The sequence below is a fragment of the Janibacter sp. FSL W8-0316 genome, from assembly GCF_038004165.1.
In the GTDB taxonomy this organism is placed as follows: Bacteria; Actinomycetota; Actinomycetes; order Actinomycetales; family Dermatophilaceae; genus Janibacter; species Janibacter indicus.
In genome coordinates, this window is the sequence record NZ_JBBOQX010000001.1 from 1,559,643 (window position 1) to 1,575,955 (window position 16,313).

Here is a 16,313-nt window from a genome sequence, read left to right on the forward strand (position 1 = left end):
GCGCCTCCTAGAAGAAGACCGAGCGGCGCGTGACGAGCACGGAGTACAGCGTCTGCTGGATCGTCTCGCGCACCTGGTCGGTCAGCTCGAAGACGAGCATGGGGTCCTCGGCCGCCGCCGGACCCAGCGACGCGGTGTCGACCGGCTCGCCGAACTCGATGATCCACTTGCTCGGCAACGGGATCAGCCCGAGCGGGCCGAGCAGCGGGAAGAAGGGCGTGATCGGCGCGTAGGGCGCCCCGAGCAGCCGGGCCACGGTCTTCATGTTGCCGATCATCGGGTAGACCTCCTCGGCGCCGACGACCGAGCACGGGATGATCGGCACCTCGGAGCGGATCGCCGCCGACACGAAGCCGCCACGGCCGAAGCGCTGCAGCTTGTAGCGCTCGCGGAAGGGCTTGCCGACGCCCTTGAACCCCTCGGGCCAGACCCCGACGAGCTCGCCGCCGCGCAGCAGCCGCTCGGCATCGGCGTTGGAGGCGAGGGTGGCGCCGGTCTTGCGCGCGACGTCACCGACCACCGGGAGCTGGAAGACGAGGTCGGCACCGAGCATGCGCAGGAAGCGCTGCTGCGGGTGGGCGTCGTGGATCGCCAACTGGGTGATGACCGAGTCGATGGCGACCGTGCCCGAGTGGTTGGACACCAGGAGCGCGCCGCTGTCGGCCGGGATGTTCTCGATGCCTCGCACCTCGACGCGGAACCACTTGTCCTTGAGCAGCCGCAGCACAGGGAAGACGGTGTGCGTGGTGAAGTCGCGGTCGAAGCCGAAGTCGTCGACGGCGTAGTCGCCCTTGACCCGACGCTGGAGGAAATGGAGGGTCTCGGCGAAGCGCCGCTCCCAGTCCTCGCCCGCGGCCGCGCCGGCCGCCTGGCCCAGCGTGCGCGAGGTCAGCTGCCCGGCCGACAGGAGCACGGAGAGCAGCTCGGCCAGGCCCGGCACGAGCGCCTGCCCGCTGTCGGGGGTCCCCGGCGTCGCCACCGGCTGGGCCGGAGCCACCGCCGGCGAGACGGGCCGCCGTGATGCCGCGGCGGTGCTGCGTGCTGCCGGGCGCGACGCGGTTGAGGTGCTGCGCCTGGCCGGCGGGCGACGGCGGGCGGTCGGGGTCGCCGCGGGGGGCGCGCCGTCGGGTCCGGGGACCACGGTGAGGCGGGGCTGGCGGGGGGCCGACGGCTTCTTGGGCTTGGGCGGGCGCGGGGACGTCGACGAGGTGCGCGATCCGCCCTTCGAGCTCGCGGTCGAGGGGACCTCGGCCGACGGACCGGTGAGCAGCGGGGTCGTGCGGCGACGAGCCCGCTCTCCCCCGGCGCGGTCGGCGGCGGCCGCGACCGAGCTGACCTTGGCGGGCGCCGTCCGCGGGGCAGCCTTCGTGGTCGCCTTCTTCGGCGTGGCCTTCTTGGCCGTGGCCTTCTTGGCCGTGGCCTTCTTGGCCGTGGCCTTCTTGGCCGTCGGCTTCTTGGCGGTCGCCTTCTTCGCGGTCGACGTCCGCGCCGTCGACTTCGCGGCGGTCTTCTTCGCGGTCGACGTCGCCTTCGTCGTGGCGGTCTTCTTCGCGCCGGAGGCGCGGGTGCTGTCGGCCATCACTTCTCACTCTCGGGGGCGGGCGACACGGCGCGCATGGCGGCCTCGGCGGCCTGCACGGCAGACCAGCCGGGCTGGGCGAAGGGGAGGCGGTCCAGCACCCTCCCCTTCGTCGCGCGGGCGTAGTCCTCGTAGGCGGCGCGTGTCGTGTAGGCGGGCTCGAAGCCCAGGTCGGCGCGCATCCGGGTCGTGTCCAGACCACGACCGAAGGTCATGAAGTCGAGCTGGTCGGAGCCGATGTCGATCAGACCGAACTTCTTCGCCAGGTCGGTGAGGGCACCGGTCGTCGCGCGCGGCACGAGGACGTAGGGCCGTCCGGCGAGGTTGGCCGCCTGGCTCGCGGTGATGATGCCGTCGCCCGCGACGTTGACCGAGCCCAGACCCGGGATGCTCACCGCCCGGGCGATCGCGTCGACGCAGTCGTCCTCGTGGACGAACTGCAGCCGGGCGTCGTAACCGAGCGGGATCGGGATGACGGGCAGGCTGAAGTGGTCGGTGAAGGCGGTGCGGATGCGCGGCCCGATGACGTTGGCGAAGCGCAGCGTGGTGATCTCGATGTCGGGTCGGCGCCGCGAGAGACCCCGCACGTAGCCCTCGACCTCGACGCTGTCGCGGGCCCAGCCGGAGCTCGGCGTCCGCTTGGCTGACATGTCCTCGGTGAACATCGCCGGGTCACGGGGGCTCGAGCCGTAGACGCCCGCGGTGGACTTGACGACGAGCTTGGTCACCGAGTCGGCGCGCTGACAGGCAGCGAGCAGCTGCATCGTGCCGATGACGTTGACTTCCTTCTGGGTCGCCCGTCCCCCGCCGGCGCGCGGGGTGGCGATGACGCCCATGTGGACGACCGTGTCGACGTCGTTGCCCGAGATGATCCGGCTGATGAGCGGGCTGCGGATGTCGGCCCGCATGAACTCCGCCCGCCCGATGCCGTGCCGCGGCGGCACCACGTCGACCCCGATGATCCGGTCGATGGACTCGTCTCGGCTCAGGCGACGCGCAAAGGCTCCGCCGAGGTGGCGGGAGACTCCTGCGACGAGGACCGTCTGGGGCACCGGGAGGCCTTCCTGTGGACGCCGGCCGCGGGTGGTCACGACCTGGTCTGCAGCCTAGTCACGCGCTGCCGCCCGCGGGGACGGGACAGGCGAGACGGCGGTCACCGTGAGCACGACGAAGGGGGTCGGTCCGGATGATGAGGACCGACCCCCTTCGTGCGGGTCACTTCTTGTTGCGACGCTGGTGGCGCGTCTTGCGCAGCAGCTTGCGGTGCTTCTTCTTCGCCATGCGCTTGCGACGCTTCTTGATGACAGAACCCATGCGGATGTCCTTCTGGTGTCGTGGTCGGTGCTTGTCGGGGGCGGCTCGAGCGATGCCGATCCTGCCGAGGCAGGGCCCACCGAACTACGAGTCAGACGACAGAGTCTATCCGCTCCCACGAGCGCCGTGCGCCGGGGGCGGGTGGCGGTCGATCAGGCGGTCTCGATGAAGGAGCTCTCGAGGTAGGTGTGCACGGCGTCCTCGGGGACGCGGAAGCTGCGACCGACGCGCACTGCCGGCAGGTCGCCGTTGTGGACCATGCGGTACACGGTCATCTTCGACACGCGCATGATCGAGGCAACCTCGGCCACGGTGAGGAAGCGCACCTCACCCAGTCGGTCGTTGGACATGATCACCTCGGTCTCCGCAGGGCCGCACCACCGGCCCGTGCCGGATGGATCGTCGACGAGCCCCGCAGACGACAACCATAGGGGCAGATGTGACGACTGTGAAGCCAAAGGGGGAGATTTTGCCCTCCACGTCCACCCGACACGCCGATGCGTGGCGAGAAGTCGCGGAATTTCAGTCGTACCAGACGTCGAGACCGTGGAGCGGGAAGACCGCCTCGCGGGTAGCCATGATCGCCCGGTCGACGCCGCTGTGGGGGTTGTAGCCCATCGCCCAGGGCTGCACCCAGATCGGCAGCTCGCGATCGGGCAGGTCCCCCATGCGCTCCGGGCCGAGCTGCCCGGAGACGAGCTCGACGTGCTCGCGCCAGGCCATGGGGATCTCGGTGGCGGACGGCACCGGCTTGTGCGCGGCGATCGCGGTCAGGTGGGTCCACGCCCGGGGCACGGCGCCGCAGACGTCGTAGCCGCCCCCGCCGAAGGCGACCCACCGCCCGTCGGCGACCTCGTGGGCGAGACGGTGGAGGTTGACCGCGGCCTGCCGCTGGGCGTCGACCGTCAGGGCCATGTGGGCCAGGGGGTCCTCGCGGTGGGTGTCGCAGCCGTGCTGGGTGACGAGCACCTGCGGCTCGAAGGCCCGCACGACCGGGGCCGCGACCGAGGCCAGGGCACGCAGCCACGGCCCGTCGGTGACCCCGGGCGGCAGCGCGATGTTGACGGCGGTGCCCTCGGCGCCGGGCCCTCCGGTGTCGGCGGGCCAGCCGGTGCCGGGGAAGAGGGTGCGACCGGACTCGTGGAGCGAGACGGTGAGCACGCGCGGGTCGTCGTAGAAGATCGCCTGCACGCCGTCGCCGTGGTGGACGTCGACGTCGACGTAGGCGACCCGCTCCACGCCCTGGTCGAGCAGCCACCGGATCGCGGCGGCGATGTCGTTGTAGATGCAGAAGCCGGCGGCACGATCGCGCATCGCGTGGTGCATGCCACCGGTGAAGTTGACGGCGTGCTCGGCCTCCCCGGTCCACACCCGCCGGGCGGCCTCGACCGATCCGGCGACGATGCGGGCGCTCGACTCGTGGATCCCGGCGAAGGCGGGCACGTCGTCGGTGCCGATGCCCCAGGTGCCGTCGGCGGCGGAGGGGTCGGCGGAGATCGCCTTGACGGCGTCGACGAAGGCGCGATCGTGGACCGTGGTGAGCACCTCGTCGGGCGCGATGTCCACGTCGACGAGCTCGACGTCGTCGAAGACGCCGAGCTCGCGGCAGAGTCGTGCGGTCAGGTCCAGCCGCACCGGCGCCATGGGGTGACCGGCCCCGAAGTCGTACTTGGTGAAGTCCTCGCCCCAGATGGCGCACGCCTGTGTGCTCATGAGCAGGACGCTACCCCGGCTAGGGTCGGTGATCACTGACCCCCGACGATCGGAGAGACCGTGCCCCGCATGCGTCTGCACAACGAGGACGTCCTCGTCATCGGCCTCGGCCGCTTCGGCGGGGCCGTCGCGACCGAGCTGCACCGGCTCGGCAATCGCGTCACTGCCCTCGAACTCGACCCCCGTCTGGCGGAGAGCTATCTCGGCCGGGTGGGGCGCATCGTCCAGGGCGACGCCACTGTCGTCACGACGATCGAGGAGATCAAGCCGCACGCCTTCTCGGCGACCGTGCTCGCGATCGGCTCGTCGATCGAGGCGAGCGTCCTCGCGGCGGTCAACCTCATCGACGGCGAGGCGCCCAAGGTCTGGGCCAAGGCGGTCAGCCCCGAGCACGCCCGCATCCTCAACCGGATCGGCGTGCACCACGTCCTCTCCCCCGAGATCGAGTCCGGCAAGCGGCTGGCGCACCTCATCGGCAGCCGGCTCATGGACTACATCGAGTTCGACGACGGCTTCGCGATCGTCAAGATGACCCCGCCGCAGGAGGCGATCGGCTTCACCCTCGAGCAGTCGGCGATCCGCAGCAAGTACGGCGTGACCGTCGTCGGCGTGAAGTCACCCGGCCAGGACTTCACCTATGCCCGCCCCGAGACCAAGGTGCGCAGCGGCGACCTGATCATCGTCAGCGGACCGACCACGCTCATCGAGCGGATGGCCGCGCGGCCGTAGCCCCGCCCGCCTCACGACGGCGCCCCTCCCCCTTCGGACGAAGGGAGGAGGGGTGCCGGTGGTCGTGGGGTCCGGTCAGCCGCGGTCCTCGCCGAGGGCCAGGACGAGGGCGATCTCCTCCTCGGGAGCGCCGTCGCCACCCGAGACACGCATCGGGCGGCGGTCGTCGGTGGGGCGGAAGCCGAAGCTGGAGGCGAAGGCGACGGCACGGCCGTTGTCGGAGCCGACCCAGTAGTAGAGCTGGCTCAGCCCCTTGTCCTCGGCGATGCGAGCGCCCTGGCGCACGAGGTTGGCGGCGATGCTGCGGCCACGCCACTGGGGGTTGACCCACAGGCCGAAGAGCTGGCCGGCGGTCTCGCCCTTGTCCTCGCTGACGCTGCCGATGCTGACGACACCGACCTGCGCACCCTCGGCCTCGGCGACGAGGCGGACGCTGCGCGCCATGCGGGCGCGCCAGAAGTCCTCGGGCTCGGCGGCCTCGGTGTCGTAGTCGGCGACGAAGGCGTCGGGAGATTCGCGCAGCGCTTCCAGCCGAAGGGTGCGATAGGTCTCCCACTCGTCCTCGGTCAGTGCGCGCACGGTGATCTCACTCATGGCGTGAGTCTCTCATCCCGGGCCGCGGAATGCTCCCCCGGGTCATCGAGAATTCACCTCTTCGCCTGTCGCAGCGCGGATCTCGCGACTCATCCTGTCGCACCCCGGGGCGTCAACGTGTGCCCCGTCGAAGGCGAACCCGGCCCGCTCGTAGAAGCCGAGTGCTCGCGGGTTGTCGAGCATGACGTGCAGTCGCACCTCCGTCGCGCCCCCGGCCGCCGCCTCGGTCACCGCGGCGTCGACGAGGGCGTCGGCGATCCCCCGACCACGGGCGTGGCCGGCGACCCACATCGCGACGATCTCGGGGACGTCGGCCGGGTCGAGTCGCAGCAGCGTCGCGGCGCCGAGCGGGAGCCCGTCGCTCCCCTCGGCGAGGAAGACCGCCTGCTCGAGGAGCCCGCGCCACCTCTGCTCGTCGTACGCGACCTCCCGGGCGAAGCTGCTGCCGTAGGCCGCCGGCTCGTCAAGGAGCATCGCCAGCCGCACAGCCCGGTAGCGCTGCCAGTCGTCGGCGGTCAGGCGGCGCACCGACCAGTCGGCGGCCATCAGCCCGCGCGCTCGGCGCAGGCCACGACGGCGTCGGCGAGCGCGTGCCGCACCCCGTGGGCCTCGAGGCGGGCGAGTGCCGCGGCGGTCGAGCCACCCGGCGAGGTGACCTGGGCGCGCAGCAGCGCCGCCTCCACGCCCGTCTCGACGAGCATCGCGCCCGCCCCACGCGCGGCCTGCCCGGCGAGCGCGAGGGCGTCGGCGCGGGACAGCCCCTGCGCGACGCCGGCGTCGACCATCGCCTCGACGACGAGGTAGAAGTACGCGGGAGACGACCCGGAGAGGGCCGTGGCGGCACCCTGCTGCGCCTCGGGCAGCACGAGGGTGGCGCCGGTCGGCGCGAGTACGTCGCGCACGAGTTGCAGCTGCTCGTCGGTGACGTCGGCAGCTGGGCTGAGCACGGTCATCCCCTGGCCGACGCGGGCCGGGGTGTTGGGCATCCCGCGGACCGCGGCGACGCCGTCGGGCAGGGCCGCGGCGAGGTCGGCGAGGGAGACGCCGAGCGCGAGGGAGACGACGACCGAGCCGGGGCGAAGGGAGTCGCGCACCTGCGCGAGCAGGTCCGCCACCGCGTAGGGCTTGACGACGACGAGGTGGACGTCGGCGCGGGCTGCGGCCGTGGAGGCGTCGACGACCTCGACCGCGGGCCGGTCGGCGTAGCGCTCGCGCAGCTCGGTGGCGCGCTCGAGGGTGCGCGCGACGGCGAGGACGTCGCCGTCGCCGTGCGCGGTGAGACCGTCGAGGATGGCGCCGCCCATGGCGCCGACTCCGTAGATCGCGGTGGTCATCTGGGTCCTCCTGGGTCGGTGGTGCGCTCAGCCGCGGCCGGTGACGGTCTCGACGAGACGTCGGACCCCGGAGGGACGGCGGGCCAGGTCGTGCAGGTGCTCGAGCCACATCGGACCGTAGGGCACGAGGATGCGCACCCGGTGGCCGGCGTCGGCGGTGCGCAGCTGCAGGTCGGGGTCGGCACCGAGGAAGAACTGGTACTCCAGACCCTCGGGACCACGACCGGACTGGTCGGCGAGCCCGTCGGCCAAGTCGAGGAGCACCGGCTCGTGGGTCGCGACGACGGTGTGGACGCCACTGCCGAGCAGCGTCGCCAGGCAGCGGGCGAAGGCGAGGTCGACCTCGTGCGGGTCCTGCCAGCTCGACGCCTGCGGCTCGCCGGTGCCGCCGCGCACGAGGCGCACCCGCGCGCACGTCGCGGCGAGCATTGCCGCATCGGCCTCGGAGCGGTGGCGGCGGGCGACGAGCGAGGTCGTGAGGCGGGGGTGCTCCAGCCGCACCCGCTGGACGAGGTGGAGCAGGGCGTCCATCGAGTGGTCGGGACCGGAGCGCAGGGTGATGTCGACGCGGTGGTCGTCGCCCACCGTGCACACCCGGCGCAGGGCCTCCTCGGCGCGAGCCGGGTCCTGGCCCAGTCCGAGGTGCTCGGGGGCGAGGTAGAGCTCGGAGTGGTAGTCACCGCCGGCGGTGACGGGGGCGATGCGCTCAATGGCCGTCGTCGCCTCGGCGACCGTCGCCTCGACGGCCGCGGCGTCGGTCGCGGCCGGAAGCAACGGGTGGAGAGCCGCCAAGCGGTTGGTGCGGCGCAGCCAGGCCGCGGTGGCGACGGCGTCGTCGACGCCCTCGCCGGCGACGAAGCGCTCCCGGGCGGCCTGGACGAGCCGCGAGCGCTCGGTGCGCTCGCGGGCACCCGGGGCGATGAGCGCGTCGAGCAGGCGCGTGCGCAGGTGGTCGGGGTTGAGGGCACTCACGTGGTCTCCTCCGGGGTGTGCAGGCGGTAGGCCTCGGGCACGACCCGCCAGGTCCGCTCCCTGGCCGGGTCGAGCTCCTCGCCGTCGGCGTTGGCGGCGAAGTCGTGGTTGACCCCGCGGACGGTGACGGTGCGGGCCCGGCGGGTCACGACGTCGTCGAGCTCGGTGTGCGTCCCGCGGCTGAGGTGCAGGGCATAGCGCAGCCGACGCCTCGGGGCGACGGCGAAGGAGACGACGACCTCGGCGCGGCCGTCGCCCGGCTCGGCGTCGGGCGCGATCGTCGAGCCGCCGCCGACGCTCGTGCCGATCGTCGCGGCGACCTGCAGCACGCGCCGGCTGCCGTCGGCGATGACCTCGTCGTCGGCGACCACCTCGAGGTGGCGACCCTGCTGGCCGAAGCCCGCGGCGATGCCACCGATCGCATAGCCGAGGATCCCGAGGTGCACCTTGCCCAGCCGCTCCTTCCACGGGGCGGCGATGCGGCCGGCCTCCTCGCCCACGCCGATGTGCACGGCATTGGCCACGAGGTTGTCGTCGTCGTCGATGAGGACGTCGACCGGGCGCACCGGGCTGGCCAGCACGATGCGCGCCGCCTCGGCGGGGTCCTTGGGCAGGCCCGTTGCCCGGGCGAAGTCGTTGCCCGTGCCCATCGGCAGCAGGCCGACGGTCGGCGGGTCCTCGCCGAGGTCGCCGGTGCGGCACAGGGCGGTGACGAAGGCGTGCAGCGACCCGTCTCCCCCGGCGACGACGACCTCGCGGCCGTCGCGCGCGGCGATCGCCTCGGTGAGGTCGTCGATCGACTCGGTCTCGACGACCTCGACGTCGCCGCCCTCGCGCAGCACGGCCAGCGCGGCCTCCTGGGCCTCACGGTCGGAGCTGCCCGCAGAGGCATTGGCGATGAAGAGCAGTCGTCTCACGACCGCCAGCCTACGGTCCTGCGCTCACCCGGTCCGGCGGCGCAGGGTGAGGCTCCCGAGGGCGAGTGCCACGACGATCCAGCCGGCGATGACGAGCAGCGGGGTGACGAGGTCGCCGCCCGGGTCGGGCGCCCGCGCGACCGAGGTCGCCGCGTCGACGACGTAGGACAGCGGCAGCACGTCGGAGACGAGCTCGAGCGCGCGCGGCAGCTGGTCGCGCGGCACGAGCAGCCCGCAGAGGAGGAACTGCGGCAGCACCGTGGCCGGCATGAGCTGGACGGCCTGGAACTCGGTGGCGGCAAAGGCCGACGCGAGCAGTCCGAGCGAGGTCCCGAGGACCCCGCTCGCGACGACGACGAGCACGAGCCAGGCCGACGTCGCGGCGGTGTCGAGCCCGAGGAGCCACACCGAGACGGCCGTGACGACCGCCCCCTGGACGACGGCGAGCAGACCGAAGGCGAGCGCGTAGCCGAGGACGAGGTCGGCCTTGCCCAGGGGCGTGGTGAGCAGCCGCTCGAGGGTGCCGCTCGTGCGCTCGCGCAGCGTCGCGACGCTCGTCACGACGAACATGACGACGAAGGGGAAGACCGTGAGCAGCACCGGCCCGACCCGCTCGAAGAGCACACCGTCGGCGTAGATCCACGCGAGCAGGCACATGAGGACGACCGGCACGACGAGCAGGAGGCCGAGCGTGCGGTGGTCGCGGGCGAGCTGCCGCAGCACCCGGGCGACGGTGACGAGGGTCAGCCGCCGGCTCATGCCGCCGCGTCCACCAGTGCGAGGAAGGCACCCTCGGCATCGGCGGCGCCCGTGCGCTCGAGGAGCCCCGCAGGTGTGTCGTCGGCGAGGACCTCCCCGTCGCGCAGCAGGACGAGTCGGTCGCAACGCGAGGCCTCGTCCATGACGTGGCTGGAGACGAGGAGCGTCACGCCGTCGTCGGCGAGCCCGCGGAAGAGGTCCCACAGGTCGCGCCGCAGGACGGGGTCGAGCCCGACGGTCGGCTCGTCGAGGACGAGCAGCTCGGGAGAGCCGACGAGGGCAGCCGCGAGGCTGACCCGGCTGCGCTGCCCGCCCGAGAGGGCATCGGTGCGTGCAGCGGCATGGCTCGTCAGGTCGACGCGCGTCAGCGCCTCGCGGGCCGCGGTGCGCGGGTCCCGCACGCCGAGGAGCCGGGCGAAGTGGGTGACGTTGTCCGCCACGGTGAGGTCGCCGTAGACGCTCGGTGCCTGAGTGACGTAGCCGACCCGGTGCCGCAGCTCGGGGTGGCCCGCCGGGCGTCCGAGGACCTCGACCCGACCCGCGTCGACCCGCTGCACCCCGACGACCGCCCGCATGACGGTGGACTTGCCGCCGCCGCTCGGCCCGAGGAGCCCGACGACCTCTCCCTTCGGCACCCGCAGATCGAGGCCGGGCAGCACGAGGCGTCCGCCCCGCGTCACCCGCAGCCCGTCGATCTCGATCGCGTGCGCCCCGGCGAAGGGGGCCCGCGCGTCGCGCCGACGGCCGCGGGCCGACATCACGACGCCGATTCGGTGGCGGTGGCGCTCGGCTCGTCGGCGAGCTGCCCGAGGTGCCGGCGGGCGAAGTCGAGCGACTCGCGCAGGTCCGCCTCGCGCTCCTGCGGGCGGCGCCGGGTGCCGACCTCGAGCACGACGGCCCCGGCGAACCCGCTCGTCGTCAGGTGCTGGAGCACCTCGGCGCAGGGCTGGGTGCCGCGGCCCGGGACGAGGTGGTCGTCCTTGAGCGTCGTGAGCATGCCGTCGGCCAGGTGGATGTGCGAGAGCCGGTCGCCGAGGTCGAGGACCATCTGCATCGCGTCGCTGCGGGCGGTCGCGGTGTGCGACAGGTCGATCGTCACGTGGTCGTAGGGCTGGGGCACCGGGTCCCAGTGGGGCAGGTAGGCCTGCACCTGGCGCCCCCGCGCGGCCCAGGGGAACATGTTCTCGACCGCCAGGGTGATGCCGGACTCGTGCTCGCGCTCGGCGACGCCGTCGGCGAAGCCCCGGGCGTAGGCCTGCTGCCAGCGGAAGGGCGGGTGGAGCACGACGGTCGGCGCCCCGACCTGCTGCGCCAGCTCGATGGAGCCGTCGATCTTGCCCCAGGGGTCGGCGCTCAGGACCCGCTGGGTGAGCAGCAGGGTCGGCGCGTGGATCGAGACGATGTCGAGGCCGTGGTGGTCGGCGAGCGCCCGCAGCGCGCCGGCGCTCTGCGAGATCGGGTCCGCCCAGACCATGACCTCGACGCCGTCGTAGCCCAGCTCGGCCGCCATCTCGAAGGCCGCGGCCGCGCCCTCCGGGTACACCGAGGCGGTGGACAGGCCGACCGGGATGTGCGGGTGGGGAGAGGCCATGCCTCGAGCGTAGACCCGCGTCGGCCGCGGGATCGGGAGCGCGCTCAGCTCATCAGGTCGAGGTAGCGCAGCAGCACGCCTTCGCGCAGCGCCCACGGGCAGATCGTCAGCTCGCGGACCCCGAGCAGGTCCATCGCCGCCTCGGCGACGATGCCGCCGGCGAGCAGCTGGTGGGCCCGCGATGCGGAGACCCCCGGGAGCTCGACGCGCTCGTGCGCGGTCATCGTCGAGATCCGGGCGATCGTCGCGGTGACGTCCTCCAGGCGCAGTCGCCGGTCGACGTAGGGCCCGTCGGCGCTCGGCGCGGCGCCCGCGATGCGGGCCAGGGAGCGCATCGTCTTGCTCGTGCCGAGCACCGTGTCGGGCGAGCTCGCCTTGGCGTAGGGCCGGATCTCCTTGGCCAGGGTGGCGCGGACCGCGCGGCGGGCCGCCTTGATCTCCTGGGCCGAAGGGGGATTGCCCGGCAGCAGGTCGCGGGTCACCCGGCCGGCGCCGAGGAGGAGCGACTTGGCGATGTCGGGGTCCTCGTCGTCGCCGAGGGTCAGCTCTAGGGAGCCGCCGCCGATGTCGACGACGAGCAGCCGGCCCGCGGACCAGCCGGCCCACCGACGGGCGGCGAGGAAGGTCAGCCGCGCCTCGTCCTCACCGCTGAGCACCCGCAGGTCGACCCCGGTGTCGGCCCGCACCCGGGCAAGGACCTCGTCGCCGTTGGGCGCCTCGCGCACCGCGCTCGTGGCGAAGGGCAGGATCTCCTCGACCCCGTGGTCCTCGGCGACCTCGAGGCACTCGGCGACGAAGCGCGACAGGTCGGCCGCGCCGGCGTCGTCGATGCAGCCGTCGTCGTCGACGTGCTCGGACAGCCGCAGCAGGATCTTGTGGGAGGTCGCAGGGATCGGCGCCGCACCGTGATGGGCGTCGACGACGAGGAGGTGGACGGTGTTGGAACCGACATCGATGACACCAAGGCGCACGGGGCAACAGTAGACGCCCGCGGCTGTTGCCCGGCACGCGCGCACGCATAGGGTGGCGGCCGTGAGTGATGAGACCACGTCGCACCCCGGCGAGAGCGACCTGCAGACCGCCCGGACGTGGGTCGAGTTCGACGACCCGGCCGACGAGGGGCAGCGCTTCCGCTGCGACCTCACCTGGCTCACCTCGTCGTGGACCTGCGTCTTCGGCAACGGCTGCCACGGCATCGACGCCGACAAGCCGGACTTCGGCTGCTGCGTCCTCGGAGCCCACTTCACCGACAAGGACGACGTCGCCCGGGTCAAGGCGATCGTCGACGAGCTCGGCGAGGACGAGTGGGAGCTGCACCCGGGCTCGACCCGCAAGTCGGCGTGGACCGAGCGCGAGGACGGCGAGCTGAAGACCAAGGTCGTCGACGGCGCGTGCATCTTCCTCAACCGCCCCGGCTTCCCCGCCGGCGCCGGCTGCTCGCTCCACCAGCACGCCATGCTCACCGGCGTCGAGCCGCACACGGTCAAGCCCGACGTGTGCTGGCAGCTGCCGATCCGCCGCACCTACCGCACCGTCGAGCTGCCCGACGAGAGCAGCTACCTCGAGGTGAGCATCGGCGAGTACGACCGCCGCGGCTGGGGGCCGGGCGGACACCAGCTCGACTGGTACTGCTCGGGCAGCCCCGACGCGCACGTCGCCGCCGATCCGGTCTACGTCAGCGAGCGGCCGGGGCTCATCGAGCTCATGGGGCAGGCCGGCTACGACGAGCTGGCGCGCCGGTGCGAGGCCCACCTGGCGCTCGTGGCCGCGGCCACGACGACCGGGGACGGTCGCCCTTCGCCCTCGGGCCGAGCGCTGCTGCCGCTGCTCGTCCACCCGGCGACGCTGGCCGCAGGGGAGCGGTGACGGTGTCCCCCTTCGACCTCGCGGAGCTGGTGCGCACCGAGCTGGCGGCCGAGCTCGGTGACGGGGTGCTCGCCACCGACCCCGACGTCGTGGGGTCCTACTCCACGGACCAGGCGCTCTTCTGCCCCGGCGACGGCGCGGTCGCTCTGGTGCGGGCGCGGACCGTGGCCGACGTGCAGGCGACGCTGCGGTTCGCGACGCGGCACCGGGTCCCCGTGGTGCCGCAGGGCGCCCGGACCGGGCTGTCCGGCGGGGCCAATGCCGTGCCCGGCTGCCTGCTGCTGTCGCTGGAGCGCATGGACCGCGTGCTCGAGATCGACGCGGCCGAGCGGACCGTGACCGTCGAGCCGGGGATCATCAACCAGGACCTCAAGGACGCGCTCGCCCCGCACGGGCTGTCCTACCCGCCGGACCCGGGCTCGGTCGCGATCTCGTCGATCGGCGGCAACGTCGCGACCAATGCCGGCGGGCTGTGCTGCGTGCGCTACGGCGTGACCCGCGACTACGTGCGGCAGCTGCGGGTCGTGCTCGCCGACGGCACGCTCGCCACCTTCGGCACGACGACGGCGAAGGGGGTCGCCGGCCTCGACCTGCGCGGCCTGCTCATCGGGTCGGAGGGCACGCTCGGGGTCGTCGTCGAGGTGACGCTGCGGCTCGTCCCGACCCTGCCGGAGCCGCTCACCGCAGTGGCGACCTTCACCGACATCCGTGCTGCCGCAGCGACGGTCGCCGACCTCATGGCGTCCGGGGCGCAGCCCAGCCTCGTGGAGTCGATGGACCGGGCAACCCTGCAGATCCTCGCCGAGTGCGGCTACGGCGACGTCGGCACGGGCGCCGGGGCGATGCTGCTCGTCCAGTCCGACGGTGGCGGCAGCCTCGAGGCCGCACAGGCGGAGGTCGAGGCGCTGGGGCGCTTCGCGCAGGCGCACGGGGCCCTGGACGTCGCCGTCTCTGACGACCCGGCCGACAGCGCGGCCCTGGTGCACATGCGTCGGATGGCCCAGCCCTCCTTCGAGCAGTGGGCTCAGGCGCACGGCGGCGGCCAGCTGCTCGACGACGTCTGCCTGCCGCGCACCCGACTGCCGGACTTCTACGACCGGCTCGACGCGATCCGCGAGGAGTCCGGCCTGACGATCGCGGTCGCCGCGCACGCCGGCGACGGCAACACCCACCCGTCGATCTTCTTCGACACGAGCGACCCCGACAGCATCGCGCGGGCCGATGCGGCCTTCGACGCGATCATGGAGCTCGGTCTCGAGCTCGGCGGCACGATCACCGGCGAGCACGGCGTCGGGTACCTCAAGCGCCGCTGGCTGGCCCGCGAGCTCGACGACGGCACCCGGCAGGCCCACCTGGCGGTCAAGGCGGCGCTCGACCCGCTGGGGATTCTCAACCCCGGCAAGATGCTCGCCGACCTCTGACCGAGCCCGCGGCCGCCCGCGAGGCCCGCTCAGGGCTCGGCACCCCCCTCGAGGCTGCATTGCCGTAGGGCAATGCAGCCTCGAGGGGGATGTCGGGGGCGGGACGTAGGTTGGCGGCCATGGCTACCAAGAAGGGCGGACCGGCCTACCGGTGCAGCGAGTGCGGCTGGACCACGGTCAAGTGGGTCGGGCGGTGCGGCGAGTGCCAGGCATGGGGCAGCGTCGACGAGGTCGGCGGCGCGACGACCCGCACCCTCGCCGCGGCCCGGGTGCAGCGCCCCGCCGTGCCGATCCGCGAGATCGACGGGGAGCAGGCGAGCCACCGCTCGACCGGTGTCCCGGAGTTCGACCGGGTGCTCGGCGGCGGGCTCGTCCCCGGGTCGGTCGTCCTCGTGGCCGGCGAGCCCGGCATCGGCAAGTCGACCCTGCTCCTCGACGTCTCCGCCCGGGTCGGCGAGACCCGGCGGGTCCTCTACCTCACCGGCGAGGAGTCGGCGGCGCAGGTGCGCGGTCGGGCCGAGCGCATCGGTGCGGTGACCGACGGCCTCTACCTCGCCGCCGAGACCGACCTGTCGACCGTGCTCGCGCACATCGCGCAGGTGCAGCCCGACCTCGTCGTCGTCGACTCCGTGCAGACCATCGCCTCCAGCGAGGTCGACGGCTCCGCGGGCAATGTCAGCCAGGTGCGCGAGGTCGCCGGCTCGCTCATCCAGGCGGCCAAGGAGGGCGGCTTCGCGATGCTGCTCGTCGGCCACGTGACCAAGGACGGCTCGATCGCCGGTCCCCGGGTCCTGGAGCACCTCGTCGACGTCGTCGTGCAGTTCGACGGCGACCGGCACACGCGGCTGCGCATGGTGCGCGCGGTCAAGAACCGCTTCGGCCCCACCGACGAGGTCGGGTGCTTCGACCTCACCGACGGCGGCATCATCGGCCTGTCCGACCCGAGCGGCCTCTTCCTCTCCAGCCGCCACATCAACGTCCCGGGCACCTGCGCCACGGTAACGCTCGAGGGCCGGCGACCGCTCGTCGTCGAGGTGCAGTCGCTCGTCTCGCCCTCGCAGATCCCCACCCCGCGACGGGCCAACGTGGGCCTCGACAGCGGCCGACTCGCGATGATCATCGCCGTCCTCGACAAGCGGGCGGGCGCACCGATCGGCAACCAGGACACCTATGTCTCCACCGTCGGCGGGGTCAAGATCACCGAGCCCTCCAGCGACCTCGCCGTGGCGATCGCCATCGCGAGCGCGGTGCTCGACGAGCCGGTGCCGCACACCCTCCTGGCACTCGGCGAGATCGGGCTGAGCGGCGAGGTCCGCCCCGCGGTCGGCGTCGCCCGACGGCTGACCGAGGCGGCCCGTCTCGGGTTCCGCACCGCGCTCGTGCCCGTGGGTGCGCTGGCCGACGCCGCTCCCCCGCCGGGCATGGACGTCGTCGAGGTCACCGACGTCACGGCCGCCGTCGCCGAGATGCGGCGACGCCACCCCGCGGACAACGTGCGACGCCTGCCCTCGACATAGACTCCCT

The 16,313-nt window shown here is 73.2% G+C and carries 18 protein-coding genes; 4 read left to right on the forward strand and 14 right to left on the reverse strand.

Annotated features, from left to right (window positions below; genetic code table 11):
• Positions 1–7: 7 nt before the first annotated feature.
• The 5 genes from NYE39_RS07635 to NYE39_RS07655 form a co-directional block, all read right to left on the reverse strand.
• Entirely contained in the window at positions 8–1,579 is a 1,572-nt protein-coding gene (locus NYE39_RS07635; RefSeq protein ID WP_341012304.1) for a lysophospholipid acyltransferase family protein, read from the reverse strand.
• Positions 1,579–2,631: an NAD-dependent epimerase/dehydratase family protein gene (locus NYE39_RS07640; RefSeq protein ID WP_341012305.1), complete on the reverse strand. Its 1,053-nt coding sequence runs from the start codon at positions 2,629–2,631 to the stop codon at positions 1,579–1,581. Before NYE39_RS07640 ends, NYE39_RS07635 begins: the two co-directional genes overlap by 1 nt.
• A 163-nt stretch (positions 2,632–2,794) precedes the next feature.
• The gene (locus tag NYE39_RS07645; protein WP_003792170.1) at positions 2,795–2,893 is read right to left on the reverse strand and encodes a 30S ribosomal protein bS22; all 99 of its coding nucleotides are present in this window, start codon (positions 2,891–2,893) and stop codon (positions 2,795–2,797) included.
• Between the two features lie 152 nt (positions 2,894–3,045).
• Positions 3,046–3,243, reverse strand: coding sequence for a helix-turn-helix domain-containing protein (locus NYE39_RS07650; protein ID WP_072626317.1), 198 nt, complete (start codon positions 3,241–3,243; stop codon positions 3,046–3,048).
• Positions 3,244–3,415: 172 nt separating this feature from the next.
• Positions 3,416–4,606: an acetoin utilization protein AcuC gene (locus NYE39_RS07655; protein ID WP_341012306.1), complete on the reverse strand. Its 1,191-nt coding sequence runs from the start codon at positions 4,604–4,606 to the stop codon at positions 3,416–3,418.
• 69 nt (positions 4,607–4,675) lie between these two features.
• On the opposite strand from NYE39_RS07655, the gene NYE39_RS07660 reads away from it, so the two are divergent.
• Positions 4,676–5,335 carry a potassium channel family protein gene (locus NYE39_RS07660; RefSeq protein WP_445667067.1) on the forward strand — a complete coding sequence of 220 codons (660 nt, stop codon included), beginning with the start codon at positions 4,676–4,678 and terminating at the stop codon, positions 5,333–5,335.
• A gap of 75 nt (positions 5,336–5,410) precedes the next feature.
• Here the strand turns inward: NYE39_RS07660 and NYE39_RS07665 are convergent, their stop codons facing one another.
• The 9 genes from NYE39_RS07665 to NYE39_RS07705 are packed head-to-tail and all read right to left on the reverse strand — an operon-like array spanning position 5,411 to position 12,473.
• Positions 5,411–5,929 carry a GNAT family N-acetyltransferase gene (locus tag NYE39_RS07665; RefSeq protein ID WP_072625402.1) on the reverse strand — a complete coding sequence of 173 codons (519 nt, stop codon included), beginning with the start codon at positions 5,927–5,929 and terminating at the stop codon, positions 5,411–5,413.
• Between the two features lie 42 nt (positions 5,930–5,971).
• Positions 5,972–6,475 (reverse strand): GNAT family N-acetyltransferase, encoded by a 504-nt coding sequence (locus NYE39_RS07670; protein ID WP_341012308.1) that lies wholly within the window; start codon positions 6,473–6,475, stop codon positions 5,972–5,974.
• On the reverse strand, positions 6,475–7,263 hold the full coding sequence (gene proC / locus NYE39_RS07675) for a pyrroline-5-carboxylate reductase (RefSeq protein WP_341012309.1): 789 nt from the start codon (positions 7,261–7,263) through the stop codon (positions 6,475–6,477). The genes NYE39_RS07670 and proC overlap by 1 nt, the downstream gene beginning before the upstream one ends.
• 27 nt (positions 7,264–7,290) lie before the next feature.
• Positions 7,291–8,235, reverse strand: coding sequence for a hypothetical protein (locus tag NYE39_RS07680; protein ID WP_341012310.1), 945 nt, complete (start codon positions 8,233–8,235; stop codon positions 7,291–7,293).
• On the reverse strand, positions 8,232–9,152 hold the full coding sequence (locus NYE39_RS07685) for a diacylglycerol/lipid kinase family protein (RefSeq protein WP_341012311.1): 921 nt from the start codon (positions 9,150–9,152) through the stop codon (positions 8,232–8,234). Before NYE39_RS07685 ends, NYE39_RS07680 begins: the two co-directional genes overlap by 4 nt.
• Before the next feature lie 24 nt (positions 9,153–9,176).
• Positions 9,177–9,911: an ABC transporter permease gene (locus NYE39_RS07690; protein WP_341012312.1), complete on the reverse strand. Its 735-nt coding sequence runs from the start codon at positions 9,909–9,911 to the stop codon at positions 9,177–9,179.
• Complete coding sequence (locus tag NYE39_RS07695; RefSeq protein WP_341013379.1) at positions 9,908–10,669, reverse strand: ABC transporter ATP-binding protein; 762 nt, start codon at positions 10,667–10,669, stop codon at positions 9,908–9,910. The genes NYE39_RS07690 and NYE39_RS07695 overlap by 4 nt, the downstream gene beginning before the upstream one ends.
• On the reverse strand, positions 10,669–11,502 hold the full coding sequence (locus NYE39_RS07700) for a sugar phosphate isomerase/epimerase family protein (protein ID WP_341012313.1): 834 nt from the start codon (positions 11,500–11,502) through the stop codon (positions 10,669–10,671). The genes NYE39_RS07695 and NYE39_RS07700 overlap by 1 nt, the downstream gene beginning before the upstream one ends.
• A 44-nt stretch (positions 11,503–11,546) precedes the next feature.
• Positions 11,547–12,473: a Ppx/GppA phosphatase family protein gene (locus NYE39_RS07705; RefSeq protein WP_072625409.1), complete on the reverse strand. Its 927-nt coding sequence runs from the start codon at positions 12,471–12,473 to the stop codon at positions 11,547–11,549.
• 61 nt (positions 12,474–12,534) lie between these two features.
• Between NYE39_RS07705 and NYE39_RS07710 the strand changes: the two genes are divergently transcribed.
• The 3 genes from NYE39_RS07710 to radA all read left to right on the forward strand — a co-directional run bounded on the left by NYE39_RS07710 (position 12,535) and on the right by radA (position 16,306).
• Complete coding sequence (locus tag NYE39_RS07710; protein WP_341012314.1) at positions 12,535–13,368, forward strand: hypothetical protein; 834 nt, start codon at positions 12,535–12,537, stop codon at positions 13,366–13,368.
• On the forward strand, positions 13,365–14,789 hold the full coding sequence (locus NYE39_RS07715) for an FAD-binding oxidoreductase (protein ID WP_341012315.1): 1,425 nt from the start codon (positions 13,365–13,367) through the stop codon (positions 14,787–14,789). Before NYE39_RS07710 ends, NYE39_RS07715 begins: the two co-directional genes overlap by 4 nt.
• Before the next feature lie 119 nt (positions 14,790–14,908).
• Positions 14,909–16,306: a DNA repair protein RadA gene (gene radA / locus NYE39_RS07720; protein WP_341012316.1), complete on the forward strand. Its 1,398-nt coding sequence runs from the start codon at positions 14,909–14,911 to the stop codon at positions 16,304–16,306.
• Positions 16,307–16,313: the final 7 nt, after the last annotated feature.